Below are 1,265 nucleotides of genomic sequence, written 5' to 3'. Positions count from 1 at the left end.
TGGCCGGGTCGATGCCAGCCCGCTCGAAGACCTCCCACGAGGTCTCCAGCAGCAGCCGCTGCTGCGGGTCCATCGCCAGCGCCTCACGCGGCGAGATCCCGAAGAACTCCGCGTCGAAGTCGGCGGCGTCGTACAGGAATCCGCCCTCACGTGCCGAGGACCTGACGGTCTGGCGGGTGTCGAAGAGCCGGTTCAGGTCCCACCCGCGGTCGGTCGGGAAGGCGGAGATCACGTCCTGCCCACCGGCCACCACGCGCCACAGGTCCTCGGGCGAGCGCACCCCGCCCGGATAGCGGCAGCTCATGCCCACGATCGCGATGGGCTCGTCGGCCGTGGCGCGGGGCACCGTGACCGCGGCCCGGGTGGCGGCGGACCGCTCACCGAGGAGCCTGGTGAGCAGGAAGTCGGTGAGCGCCGCCACGTTCGGGTAGTCGAAGACCAGGGTGGCGGGGAGCTTCAGGCCGGTGGCCGAGCCGAGCCGGTTGCGCAGGTCGACGGCGGAAAGGGAGCTGAAGCCCATGTCCCTGAAGGCCCGTTCGGCGGCGACCTCGCCGCCGTGGCCCAGGACGACGCCCGTGTGGGCGCGCACCAGATTCAGGACGGTCTCGCGGGCGTCCCGCTCCCCGAGGCCGGCGAGTCGGTCGCGCAGCGTGTCGCCGTCGGCCGCGGTGTCGGCCGTCGGGCGCTGCGGTGTGCGGACCAGACCGCGCAGCAGCGGCGGTACGGCCTGACCGCGGCCGCCGAGCCCGGTGGCCATGAAGGCGACCGGCAGAACGAGCGGCTGCTCGCTGCGCAGCGCGTCGTCGAACATCGCCAGGCCCTCGGCCGCGGACAGCGGGCGGATGCCGTTGCGGGAGACGCGGTTCAGGTCGTGGCCGTCGAGCTGCCCGGTGAGGGCGGAGCGGTCCGCCCACAGGCCCCAGGCCAGGGACTGCGCGGGCAGCCCCTGGGCTCGACGGTACGCGGCGAGTGTGTCCAGGAAGACGTTGGCCGCCGCGTAGTTCCCCTGGCCGGCGCTGCCCAGGGTGCCGGCCGCCGACGAGAACAGGACGAACGCGGTGAGGTCCAGATCACGGGTCAGTTCGTGCAGGTGCCAGGCCGCGTCGACCTTCGGGCGCAGGACCTCGGCCACCCGCTCCGGGGTGAGGGAGTCGATCAGGGCGTCGTCGAGCACCCCGGCCGCGTGGACTACCGCCCGCACCGGATGCTCCGCGGACACGGACGCCAGCGCCTCGGCCAGCTCCTCCCGCACCGCCACATCGCAA

The 1,265-nt window shown here is 73.7% G+C and carries 1 protein-coding gene; it reads right to left on the bottom strand.

Annotation, left to right across the window (positions count from 1 at the left end; translation table 11 throughout):
- On the bottom strand, positions 1-1,265 hold a 1,265-nt coding region (locus tag NGF19_RS30345), incomplete at both ends, for a type I polyketide synthase (protein WP_252429144.1).

The sequence above is a fragment of the Streptomyces macrolidinus genome, assembly GCF_023887685.1.
In the GTDB taxonomy this organism is placed as follows: domain Bacteria; phylum Actinomycetota; class Actinomycetes; order Streptomycetales; family Streptomycetaceae; genus Streptomyces; species Streptomyces macrolidinus.
The sequence above is the reverse complement of the archived record's forward strand: the minus strand, read 5'-3'. Positions and strand labels throughout refer to the sequence as shown.